Here is a 10,679-nt window from a genome sequence, read left to right on the forward strand (position 1 = left end):
AGCCGGGCATGGGCTTCGACTTCGCTCGGCCTGAACGAAGGGTGGGGATGGAACGGCATGGCCCTCCCCGATTGACGCCGCCTCTTGGCTATAGCAGGGCGCGCCGTCTGTTTCGGGGTTTGTGTGGCCGGAATTACCCTTCGCGATACGGGAGTGCAGGTCCATCGCTGGCTGGGGCTGGCGGTCGGGCTGATCGCACTTGCCCTGGCCCTGTCCGGCGCGATCCTGGCGAGCGCCCCCATGCTGGAACGGATCGCCGCCCCCGCCCGCTTCCGCGTGAGCGGCGAACAGCGGCAGGCCGCTTCTCTCTATAGCAACGTCGCACATCGCCGCCTGCGCCCCGGCGAGCGGATCGCCGCGCTGTCGCTGGAGCAGGGGTCTTCTCCGGTCGTCGTGACGCTCGACCGGACCAGCGACCGGGCGCAGCGGCTGCTGTTTCTCGACCCGCCGACCGGACAGGTGCTGGCAAGCGGCTGGAAGGATGGCGGTGTCATCGGTGCGGCACGACGGGTGCATGACGGGCTGTTCCTGTCGGGCCTCGGCCGGTGGATCGTCGGGCTCGGTGGGTTCGGCTTGGCGCTGGCCAGCCTGACCGGGCTTTGGGCACAGATGACCCGCAAGCGGCCGAAGACATCCACCAAGCGCCCGCGCAACGAAACGCGGTGGACGATCGTGCATCGCCGCGTCGGGCTATGGTCGGCGATCCCGGTCCTGGCGCTGACCGCGACCGGCCTGGCCGTCGTCCCGACACCGGTCATGACCGCCACCCCCGCCGCACCGCCGGTCTCCCGCGCCGCCCTGCCCGTCGACCGGGTCGTCGCCAGCGCCAGCGGATGGACGCACGGCACGCTGCGCGCGATCGACTGGCCGACCGAGCGCTCCCCCGACTGGACGCTGTATTTCGAGGGTGGCGAACCAAGCGTCGTCAAGGTCGCCGACGACAGCGCCAAGGCCCTGGCCGCGCCCGCTCATGCGGAGCCGGTGATGCTGTCCTGGGTCCGCCGACTGCATGGCGGACAGGGAATGCCCTGGATCTGGTGGCCGCTCGCCGCGCTGACCGGGTTGCTCGCCGCCTGGGTCGCGGCGACCGGGCTGATGGCCTGGGGCTGCCGTCCGAAGGTCAGACGCGCTCGGCGTTGAGCAGGTCGGCCGGGTCCAGGCCCAGCAGTTCGATATGGTCGCGGATGCGCGGCCACTGCACCGACAGGAAGCTCTGCCGCTCCGCGCTGCGCAGCCGGTCGGCGGCGCCCGGCATCACGAACATGCCGACCCCGCGCCGCACCTCGACATAGCCGTCATCCTGAAAGCTCTGATAGGCCTTGGCGACGGTCAGCGGGTTCGCGCCCTGTTCGGCGGCCAGCGCCCGCACCGAGGGAAGCTGGTCCCCCGTGCGATAGGTGCCGTTGAGAATGCCCGCCGCGATCGTGCCGCGCAGGCGGATATAGACCGGGCTGTCGTCGCCGCTAAGAGCTGTCATGCCGAGTTAATACAGCATGGGCGACACCATGTCGAGCCGTTATCCCGATAACGTTTGCAGGACCGTCGCACGCGACGCTCGCTTCATCCGTTCCAGGTCGAGACGATCCGGCCCATGTCGGGGCGCGGCCGCTCGTCAAGCGGACGGCCGGGGGTGCCGATGAAGACGAAGCCGACGATCCGCTCGGGCGCGGCTCCGAACGCATCGCGCACCGCATCCGAAAAGGCGGGCCAGCCGGTCAGCCAGCCCCCGGCATAGCCCATGGCATGGACGGCATGGAGCAGGTTCATGCACGCCGCGCCCGCCGACAATTCCTGTTCCCATAGCGGAATATGGCTTTCGGTACGCGGGCTGGACAGGACGACGACCAGATCGGGGGCCTGATGCGCGAACTGTTCCAGCGCGGCGATCTCGGTCGCGCCCGCCTGCGGTCGTTCAGCGCGGTAGGCGGTGGTGATGACCTCGGCCAGTCGGCCCCGCGCCTCGGCGGGCACGATCACGAAGCGCCACGGGGCCAGCTTGCCATGGTCGGGCGTGCGCGCCGCGATGCCGAGCATCTGCGCCAGCTCGTCCGGCCGGGGGCCGGGCGCGATCAGGTCGCGCGGCTTGCCCGAACGGCGGGTCGTCAGCAGCGTGAGGGGCGTCGAGCGGTCGTTGAAAGCCATGTCGGTCATGGCTTACATCCTTACGTCGTCGCGCATGATATTTACAGTCGCGGCTTTGGCGTTAGGTTACTGAACCATTACGCCCCCGCGTGCGCCCCTGGTCGCACCGGGGGCGATCCCGATGGAGTAAACGCCGGCATGGCGAGTGCGTATGAGGCCGCTGCACGCGGCAAGACGGTTTTGGGGCACCCCCGGGGCCTGTTCCTGTTGTTCTTCACCGAGATGTGGGAGCGTTTTTCCTTCTATGGAATGCGCGCCATCCTGGTCTTCTACCTGACCAAGCATTTCCTGTTCACCGACGAACCGGCATTCGGCATCTACGCCGCCTATATGTCGCTGGTATATTTCACCCCGGTGATCGGCGGCTATCTGGCGGATCGCTATCTGGGGGCCAGACGTGCGGTGCTGGCGGGCGGGGTCTTCATCGCCTTTGGCCATTTGCTGATCGCCGCGATGGAAGGGCCGCAGGGCGCACAGGGCGTCTATCTCGAAGGCTTCTACCTCGCGCTGGCCGCGATCGTCATCGGCACCGGCTTCCTCAAGGCCAATATCTCGGTGCTGGTGGGACAGCTTTACGCCCGCGACGACATGCGCCGCGATCCCGCCTTCTCGATCTTCTACATGGGGATCAACGGCGGCGGCGCGCTGGGGCCGATCGTGTGCGGCGTGCTGGGCGAGACGGTGGGCTGGGCCTATGGCTTCGGCGCGGCGGGCGTCGGCATGTTGCTCGGGCTGGTCGCCTTTATCGGCCTGAAGCGCGAACTGCACGGGGCGGGCGAAGCCCCCTCGCTGCCGATCCTGCGCGCGCCGGTCGTGGCGGGTCTGTCGCGTGAGTGGCTCATCTATCTGGGCGGGATCGCCGCGACGCTGGTGACGTGGCAGTTGATCCGACATCAGGATGCGGTCGGCACGCTGTTGATCGTCTTCGGCATCGGCACCGTGGGCTTCATCCTGTGGCGGGCGGTCTTCACCCTGGACAAGGTCGACCGCGACCGCATTCTGGCCGCTCTGTTCCTGATCGCGCTCTGCCCGCTCTTCTGGGCCTTGTTCGAACAGGCGGGTTCCTCGCTCAACGTCTATACCGACCGTTCGGTCGACCGCAGCCTGCTCGGCTGGACGATTCCGGCTTCGGCCTTCCAGTCGGTCAATTCGATCTTCATCATCGCGCTGGCCCCCGTGTTCGCCGCGATCTGGACCTTCCTCGCCAAGCGCGGATGGGAGCCGAGCGCGCCGTTCAAGTTCGGCATCGGCCTGGTCGGCGTGGGTGCCGGCTTCCTGGTGCTGGTGGCGGGCGCGGCCCTCTACGCCGGGGCGCCGACGCCGGTGATCTTCGTCATCCTGGTCTATCTGATCCACACCATGGCGGAGCTGTGCTTCTCGCCGGTCGGCCTGTCGGCGATGACGCGGCTGTCGCTGCCCAGCATGACCGGGCTGATGATGGGCACCTGGTTCCTGGCCACGGCGGCGGGCAACTTCATCGCCGGTCTCATCGCACAGGCGACCGGCGGCGAGGGCGCGGGGCCGGAAAAGGTGCTCGACGTCTATACGCGGATCGGCTGGTTCTCGATCGGGATCGGCGTGGTCGTGCTGGTGGTGTCGCCCTTCATCGCCCGGCTGATGCATCTCGACCGGCTGAAGGCCGAAGCCGCACTGGCCGGGGACAAGGAACTGGCCGAACCGGCGGCGGCAGGCATCGATACGCGGCTGGAGCAGAAGCCGCATTGATGAGCGCGGGGCGGTTGGGGAAACCCGGCCGCCCCTTTTCCCATCTCCCTTCTCTTCCGCTCACCCTCACCTCCGTTCGCACTGAGCGAAGTCGAAGTGCACGGGGTGACGCCTGCGGACAGGTCAGGGCGTGGGCTTCGACTTCGCTCAGTGCGAACGGAGGGTGGGATTTGGCCTCAGAGCCGCGTCATCGCCATCGCCTTCTCTCCATAACGCGGCCCTGCGGTGCCGCCACGCGGCGACGCTTGGTCCAGCCTGGCCAGTTCGTCGGCCGACAGCACCAGGTCCGCCGCCTTCATCGAATCCTCCAGCGTCGCACGCCGCTTGGAGCCGGGGATCGGCACGATATCGTCGCCTTGCGCCAGCAGCCACGCCAGCGCCACCTGCGCCGCGCTGGCGTCATGCGCGGCGGCGATGGCTTTCACCACCTCGACGACCTTCATATTGCGGTCGAAATTCTCTTCCGAATAGCGCGGATCGTTGCGCCGATAATCGCCCTCGGGCAAATCCTCGCGCCGGGTGATCTGCCCGGTCAGGAAACCGCGTCCCAGCGGGCTGTACGGCACGAAGCCGATGCCCAGTTCGCGCACCACCGGCAGGATGTCCGCCTCCACATCGCGCTCCCACAGCGAATATTCCGACTGGACCGCCGCGATCGGATGGACGGCGGCGGCGCGGCGGATCGTCTCGGCGCTCGCCTCGGACAGGCCCAGCCGCCGCACTTTGCCCTGCTCGACCAGCCGCCCCATCGCGCCGACCGTCTCCTCGATGGGGACATTGGGGTCGACGCGGTGCTGGTAGAACAGGTCGATCGTCTCGACCCCCAGCCGCTGGAGCGAGCCCTCGCAGGCGCGCTGGACATTGGCCGGGGTCGAATCCACGCCGGTCATGCCGTTCTCGTCATAGCGAAAGCCGAACTTGGTCGCGATGACCACCGCGTCGCGCTTGCCGCGAATGGCGCGGCCGACCAATTCCTCATTGACCAGCGGGCCATAGATTTCGGCGGTGTCGAACAGGGTCACGCCCAGTTCGATCGCGCGGTGGATGGTGGCGATGCTCTCCGCCTCGCTCGCCTCGCCATACATGTTCCGGCCGACACCGGCCATCGGCATACAGCCCAGGCCCAGCGCGGAAACCTCGAATTCGGGGCCGAGAGTGCGATATTTCATGGAAGTTCCTCGTCGATCGTGCCGCTCAAACGGGAAACGGTCGCGGTGGCGGCGAGGTCCATGCTGACATTGCCCAGCGTGCGGAAGATGTCCGGAATCGTCTCCACCGCGATCAACAGCCCCAGGGGCGCGGCGGGCACCCCGAGCGCGACACAGACCGGTGCGATCGAGGCGAAGAAGGTGATCTGCGACGGCAGGCTGGCCGAACCCAGCGAACACAGGATCGCAACGACCACGGCGGCGGTGACCGAAGCCATGCCGGGCACGATCCCGAACCAGTCGGCGATGTAGAGCGCGACCGCGACATTCATCGCGGGCTGCGTCCCCCGGAACATCGCCACCGCCATCGGCAGGACGAGTCCGGCCGTCGCAGGCGCGATGCGCAGCGTCTTCGTCCCCTCGATCATCGCGGGCAGGCTGGCGAGCGAGCTTTGGGTCGAGATGGCGACCGCCTGGGCCGGGGCCAGCGCGCGGGCGAATCGCGACAGCGGCACCCGCGCCGCCAGCACCGCGACGGCATAGGCCATCAGCATCACGATCACCCCGATGCTGGCGATGATCGTGATATAATGCGCCAGCGCCCCGAACGCCCCGCCCCCCGCCGTCGCGCCGACGACAAAGGCCAGCGCGAAGACGCCCAACGGCGCGAGCCACAGGACCCAGCCGATCAGCACGAGCATCGCATCGCGGATCGCGGTGAAGACGCGGAGCAGCAGCACCCGCCCCTCTCCCTCGATCCGGGTGATCGCAAAGGCGAAGGCCAGCGTGAACAGGATCAGAGACAACAGCGCATTGTTGGTGGCGGCGGCGAAGATGTTGGTCGGCACGATGCCGGTCACGAACTCGGCGATGGGCGGCGGCGGGGCGACCGGCTCGGCATGGCCCAGCGCCGCCTTCAGCGCGGCGGCCGCCTCGCGCGGGATGGGGAGCAGGTGCAGCAGCCCCGGCGTGACCAGCGCCGCCATGGTCGCGGTCAGCGTCACCAGCACCAGGAAGGTCACGATCGCCCGCCCCGCGATCCGCCCCGCCTGCGCCGCCTGCGCGGTCGAGGCGACGCCGGTGATCAGCAGCGTGACGACCAGCGGTATGACGGTCATCTGCAACCCGTTCAGCCACAAGGTCCCGACCGGCCGCGCGACGAACACCGCGCCCGCGGCCATTGAGGGGGCCAGCGTCGCCGCGCCCACGCCGATCAGCAGACCGGCGGCCAGGCAGAGAAGGATCAGGGTCGCGCGCGACATGCATGGTTCTCGCGTATTTGGAGCTTTGGCAAAGGTCGCGCTAAAGGATGCACGCAACCCGATTGTTCCACACCCTCTTAATCCGGCAGGGACTTGGCCGCATGGCAAGAAAATATTTCGGCACCGATGGCATTCGCGGCGCGACCAATGGCGCGGTGATGACGGCCGAGATGGCGATGAAGGTCGGCATGGCGGCGGGCGCCTATTTCCAGCGCGGCGACCATCGCCACCGCGTCGTCATCGGCAAGGATACGCGCCTGTCGGGCTATATGCTCGAATCGGCGCTGGTCGCGGGCTTCACCAGCGTCGGCATGGACGTGGTGATGCTGGGTCCCTTGCCCACACCGGCGGTCGCGATGCTGACCCATTCGATGCGCGCCGATATCGGCGTGATGATCTCGGCCAGCCACAATCCCTTTGCCGACAACGGCATCAAGCTGTTCGGCCCCGACGGCTACAAGCTGTCCGACGAGGCCGAGGAATCGATCGAGGGCCTGATCGAGCAGAATGTGCCGCTGGTCGCCTCGGGCAAGATCGGCCGCGCGCGCCGGGTCGACGACGCCGCCGGGCGCTATATCCATTTCGCCAAGTCGACCTTCCCGCAGGCGCTGCGCCTCGACGGCCTGCGCGTCGTCATCGACTGCGCGAACGGTGCGGCGTACAAGGTCGCCCCTGCCGCGCTGTGGGAACTGGGCGCGGATGTGGTCGCGATCGGCGTGACCCCCAATGGCACCAACATCAATGACGGCGTCGGCTCGACCGCGCCGCAGGCGCTGGCCGAGACGGTGGTGGCGAGCGGCGCGGATATCGGCATCGCGCTGGACGGCGACGCCGACCGCCTCATCATCGTCGACGAAACCGGCGCAGTGGTCGATGGCGACCAGCTGATGGCGATGATCGCGACCAGCTATGCCCGAGAAGGCCGTCTGGCGGGCGGCGGCCTGGTCGCCACGGTCATGTCGAACCTGGGGCTGGAGCGGCATCTTGCCGCCCAGGGGCTGGGCCTTGTCCGCACCAAGGTCGGCGACCGCCATGTGCTGGAGGCGATGCGGACACGCGGATACAATGTCGGCGGCGAACAGTCGGGACATATCATCCTGTCCGACTATGCCCGCACCGGCGACGGACTGGTCGCCGCACTTCAGGTCCTCGCCGAACTGAAGCGGTCGGGCGCGCCCGCCAGCGAGGTGCTGCACCGCTTCGATCCGCTGCCGCAGTTGCTCAAGAATGTCCGTTTTGCAGGCGGCAAGCCGCTGGAGCATGAGAAGGTACAGGGCGTCATCGCCGCCGCCGAGGCCGAACTGGCCGGGCGTGGCCGCCTGGTCATCCGCCCGTCGGGCACCGAACCCGTCATCCGCGTGATGGCCGAAGGCGAGGACAAGCGCCAGGTCGAGACGCTCGTCGACCGCATTTGCGACGTGGTGCGCGAGGTGGCCGCCTGATGCTGGAGATGCGACCCGATTGCGAGCGCTGCGGCGCGGACCTGCCCCCGAGCCAGGGCGGCGCGTTCATCTGCTCGCTGGAAACCACCTTCTGCGCCGAATGCGCCGACGAGCTGGACGAGACCTGCCCCGATTGCGGCGGCGAACTGCTCGACCGGCCGACGCGGATGGGCCGCGTGCTGAAGGCCAATCCCGCCTCCACCCAAGCCCGTTTCCGCAGCTGACCTCGACCCCGCGCGCCCGCTTCTCTATGCGGGCCTGACCATCTTGAAGGAGTTTCCATGCCCCAGCTCGTCCTGATCCGCCACGGCCAGTCCGCCTGGAACCTGGAGAATCGCTTTACCGGCTGGTGGGACGTCGACGTCACCGCACAAGGCGCGGCGGAAGCCCGCGCGGCGGGCGCGATGATGGCCGAGAAGGGCCTCGACTTCGACCTGACCTTCACCAGCCTCCAGACCCGTGCGATCAAGACGTTGAACCTGGCGCTGGAGACCATGGGGCGCCTCTGGCTGCCGACCGAGAAGCACTGGCGGCTGAACGAGCGTCACTATGGCGGGCTGACCGGCCTGGACAAGGCGGAGACGGCGGCCAAGCATGGCGACGAGCAGGTCAAGGTCTGGCGCCGCAGCTTCGACGTGCCGCCGCCCCCGGCGGAGGCGGGCGGCGAGTTCGACGTGTCGCTTGACCGCCGCTATGCGGGCATCCCGGTGCCTGCGACCGAGAGCCTGAAGGACACCATCGCGCGCGTCCTGCCCTATTGGGACGAGCGTATCGCGCCCGCGCTTCGCGACGGCAACCGCGTGCTGATCTCCGCGCACGGCAACTCGCTGCGCGCCTTGGTCAAGCACCTGTCGAACATCCCGGACGACGAGATCACGGGTCTGGAAATCCCAACCGGTCAACCGATCGTCTATGAGCTGGCGGACGACCTGACCCCGACCGACCGTTATTATCTGTCGGAACGCTAAGCGATCGGGAGACCGAGAACCATCGTATCCAAGACCGTCTTTCGGTCGCTCCTCTTCGCGTCATCGCGGCTTCGCGTGAATCAATTTTGATCTCACGCGGAGACGTGGAGGCGCGGAGAGATCCGGCGCGCGGCGGCGACGCCCTGCCGTCTCCGACACTCCCCTGTTCTACCTGGCCTTCGATAGACCAGCCTTGCGGCTGGAGACGCCACCTCCGCGTCTCCGCGCCTCCGCGTGAACCAAAAAACCCACGCGAAAAGGTCCGAACGTATACGGGAGGTTGCCCCCCTCGCCCCGTCCCGCTAGTCAGCCCGCTTCCCCGGAAACGGGGCTCAAGGGGCTAAGGCGGAATTGCGGATATGACGTCGGTCGGGATCATCATGGGGTCCACCTCGGACTGGGAAACCATGCGGCATGCCGCCGAGACGCTCGAGGCGCTGGGCGTACCCCACGAAACCCGTGTCGTCTCCGCGCATCGAACGCCGCAGCGCCTGTACGATTACGCCACCACCGCCGCCGATCGCGGGATCCAGGTCATCATCGCGGGCGCGGGCGGTGCCGCCCACCTGCCGGGCATGGCGGCGTCCATGACGCACCTGCCCGTACTGGGCGTGCCGGTCGAGTCCAAGGCGCTGAAGGGCATGGATAGCCTGCTCTCGATCGTCCAGATGCCCGGCGGCATCCCCGTCGGCACGCTGGCCATCGGCAAGGCGGGCGCGATCAATGCGGGCCTGCTCGCCGCCTCGATCCTGTCGCTGTCGGACGAGGGCCTTGCCGAGCGCCTGAAGGCGTGGCGCCAGCGCCAGACGGACAGCGTCGCCAACGATCCGCAAGGGTAAGCCAATGTTGAAGCCGGGTTCGACGATCGGGATATTGGGTGGCGGCCAGTTGGGCCGGATGCTGGCGGTGGCCGCCGCGCAACTCGGCTATCGCACCCATGTGCTGGCCCCCGATGAGGAAAGCGTCGCGGCGCAGACCGCGTCCTCGCTGACCCGCGCCGATTATCACAACAAGGTCGTGCTGGCCGATTTCGTCGCCGCCTGCGACGTCGTGACCTATGAGTTCGAGAATGTCGACGTGACGCCGGTCGAATGGCTGGCCGAGCGGCTGCCCGTCCACCCCGCTCCGGCCGCGCTTCGCGTCGCGCAGGACCGGATCGCGGAAAAGAGCTTCGTCGAGAAGGTCGGCGGCCGCCCCGCCCCCTGGGCCGAGGTGAACTGTGCCGCCGACCTGACCGCCGCACTGGAGCGGATCGGCTGCCCCGCCATCCTGAAGACCACGCGCTTCGGCTATGACGGCAAGGGTCAGGTGCTGATCCGCGACATCGCCGAGGCCCCCGCCGCGTTCGAGGCGATCGGCGGCCCCGCCGTGCTGGAGGGGTTCATCCATTTCAGCCACGAATTCTCGATCCTGATCGCACGCGGGCTGGACGGCCGGGCGGTGCGCTACGACCCGCCGCACAATGTCCATCGCGACGCGATCCTGCGCACCTCGACCCTGCCCGCGCCGCCCGAGATCGCCGCCCAGGCCGAGGAGGCGACCGCGCTCGCGATCCGCATCGCCGAGGAACTGGGCTATGTCGGCGTGCTCGCCTGCGAGTTCTTCGCGACCGAGAACGGCCCCGTCTTCAACGAAATGGCCCCGCGCGTCCACAATTCGGGACACTGGACCATCGAAGGCGCCGAAACCTCGCAATTCGAGAATCACATCCGCGCGATCTGCGGCCTGCCGCTGGGCGACACGTCGCTGACCGGCGCGCATGTGCAGATGGAAAACCTGATCGGCGACGACGCCTGGGAATCCGCACTGACCGAGAAGGGGGCGCATCTGCACCTTTACGGCAAGGGCGAATCACGGCCCGGGCGCAAGATGGGGCATATCACGCGGGTGGTGCGCTAAGCCCGGTCGCGATAGCAGGATGACCTGAAATGCCCCCCTCCCCTTCAGGGGAGGGGCCAGGGGTGGGGCGCTTCTGCACGCGTGCCACCTGTG

11 protein-coding genes are annotated in these 10,679 nt (G+C 68.0%); 7 read left to right on the plus strand and 4 right to left on the minus strand.

From position 1 onward, the window contains the following. Nucleotides 1-123 precede the first annotated feature (123 nt). Nucleotides 124-1,140, plus strand: coding sequence for a PepSY-associated TM helix domain-containing protein (locus tag SP5_RS18500; RefSeq protein ID WP_167334692.1), 1,017 nt, complete (start codon nt 124-126; stop codon nt 1,138-1,140). On the opposite strand, the gene SP5_RS08785 is transcribed toward SP5_RS18500, so the two are convergent. Next, nucleotides 1,121-1,477, minus strand: a complete 357-nt coding sequence (locus SP5_RS08785; RefSeq protein WP_042487130.1) for a GntR family transcriptional regulator — start codon at nt 1,475-1,477, stop codon at nt 1,121-1,123. The two genes, SP5_RS18500 and SP5_RS08785, sit on opposite strands and share 20 nt — an antisense overlap. Nucleotides 1,478-1,560: 83 nt before the next feature. After that, nucleotides 1,561-2,151 (minus strand): nitroreductase family protein, encoded by a 591-nt coding sequence (locus SP5_RS08790; protein ID WP_084220623.1) that lies wholly within the window; start codon nt 2,149-2,151, stop codon nt 1,561-1,563. Between the two features lie 129 nt (nt 2,152-2,280). Here SP5_RS08790 and SP5_RS08795 point away from each other — a divergent pair, with 129 nt between their 5' ends. Next, on the plus strand, nt 2,281-3,867 hold the full coding sequence (locus SP5_RS08795) for a peptide MFS transporter (RefSeq protein WP_042487134.1): 1,587 nt from the start codon (nt 2,281-2,283) through the stop codon (nt 3,865-3,867). 176 nt (nt 3,868-4,043) lie between these two features. Here the strand turns inward: SP5_RS08795 and SP5_RS08800 are convergent, their stop codons facing one another. Next, nucleotides 4,044-5,036, minus strand: a complete 993-nt coding sequence (locus tag SP5_RS08800; protein ID WP_042487136.1) for an aldo/keto reductase — start codon at nt 5,034-5,036, stop codon at nt 4,044-4,046. Further along, nucleotides 5,033-6,277 (minus strand): dicarboxylate/amino acid:cation symporter, encoded by a 1,245-nt coding sequence (locus tag SP5_RS08805; protein ID WP_042487139.1) that lies wholly within the window; start codon nt 6,275-6,277, stop codon nt 5,033-5,035. The genes SP5_RS08800 and SP5_RS08805 overlap by 4 nt, the downstream gene beginning before the upstream one ends. Nucleotides 6,278-6,378: 101 nt before the next feature. Between SP5_RS08805 and glmM the strand changes: the two genes are divergently transcribed. The 5 genes from glmM to SP5_RS08830 all read left to right on the plus strand — a co-directional run bounded on the left by glmM (nt 6,379) and on the right by SP5_RS08830 (nt 10,586). Then, nucleotides 6,379-7,719, plus strand: coding sequence for a phosphoglucosamine mutase (glmM, locus tag SP5_RS08810; protein WP_042487142.1), 1,341 nt, complete (start codon nt 6,379-6,381; stop codon nt 7,717-7,719). Further along, nucleotides 7,719-7,943, plus strand: coding sequence for a DUF1272 domain-containing protein (locus SP5_RS08815; RefSeq protein WP_042487144.1), 225 nt, complete (start codon nt 7,719-7,721; stop codon nt 7,941-7,943). The genes glmM and SP5_RS08815 overlap by 1 nt, the downstream gene beginning before the upstream one ends. Before the next feature lie 57 nt (nt 7,944-8,000). Beyond that, entirely contained in the window at nt 8,001-8,687 is a 687-nt protein-coding gene (gene gpmA, locus SP5_RS08820) for a 2,3-diphosphoglycerate-dependent phosphoglycerate mutase (RefSeq protein WP_042487147.1), read from the plus strand. 359 nt (nt 8,688-9,046) lie between these two features. Continuing rightward, nucleotides 9,047-9,526, plus strand: coding sequence for a 5-(carboxyamino)imidazole ribonucleotide mutase (gene purE / locus SP5_RS08825; protein WP_042487150.1), 480 nt, complete (start codon nt 9,047-9,049; stop codon nt 9,524-9,526). A 4-nt stretch (nt 9,527-9,530) separates the two neighbouring features. Beyond that, nucleotides 9,531-10,586, plus strand: coding sequence for a 5-(carboxyamino)imidazole ribonucleotide synthase (locus tag SP5_RS08830; protein ID WP_042487154.1), 1,056 nt, complete (start codon nt 9,531-9,533; stop codon nt 10,584-10,586). Nucleotides 10,587-10,679: the final 93 nt, after the last annotated feature.

This window comes from Sphingomonas parapaucimobilis NBRC 15100 (assembly GCF_000787715.1).
Classification (GTDB): Bacteria; Pseudomonadota; Alphaproteobacteria; order Sphingomonadales; family Sphingomonadaceae; genus Sphingomonas; species Sphingomonas parapaucimobilis.

Bases quoted from the DNA above. Each gene is read 5' to 3' on its own strand.
- SP5_RS08795 (WP_042487134.1), top strand. From the start codon at position 2,281: ATGGCGAGTGCGTATGAGGCCGCTGCACGCGGCAAGACGGTTTTGGGG.
- SP5_RS08800 (WP_042487136.1), bottom strand. From the start codon at position 5,036: ATGAAATATCGCACTCTCGGCCCCGAATTCGAGGTTTCCGCGCTGGGC.
- SP5_RS08785 (WP_042487130.1), bottom strand. From the start codon at position 1,477: ATGACAGCTCTTAGCGGCGACGACAGCCCGGTCTATATCCGCCTGCGC.
- purE (WP_042487150.1), top strand. From the start codon at position 9,047: ATGACGTCGGTCGGGATCATCATGGGGTCCACCTCGGACTGGGAAACC.
- SP5_RS08790 (WP_084220623.1), bottom strand. From the start codon at position 2,151: ATGACCGACATGGCTTTCAACGACCGCTCGACGCCCCTCACGCTGCTG.
- gpmA (WP_042487147.1), top strand. From the start codon at position 8,001: ATGCCCCAGCTCGTCCTGATCCGCCACGGCCAGTCCGCCTGGAACCTG.
- SP5_RS08815 (WP_042487144.1), top strand. From the start codon at position 7,719: ATGCTGGAGATGCGACCCGATTGCGAGCGCTGCGGCGCGGACCTGCCC.
- SP5_RS08830 (WP_042487154.1), top strand. From the start codon at position 9,531: ATGTTGAAGCCGGGTTCGACGATCGGGATATTGGGTGGCGGCCAGTTG.
- SP5_RS08805 (WP_042487139.1), bottom strand. From the start codon at position 6,277: ATGTCGCGCGCGACCCTGATCCTTCTCTGCCTGGCCGCCGGTCTGCTG.
- glmM (WP_042487142.1), top strand. From the start codon at position 6,379: ATGGCAAGAAAATATTTCGGCACCGATGGCATTCGCGGCGCGACCAAT.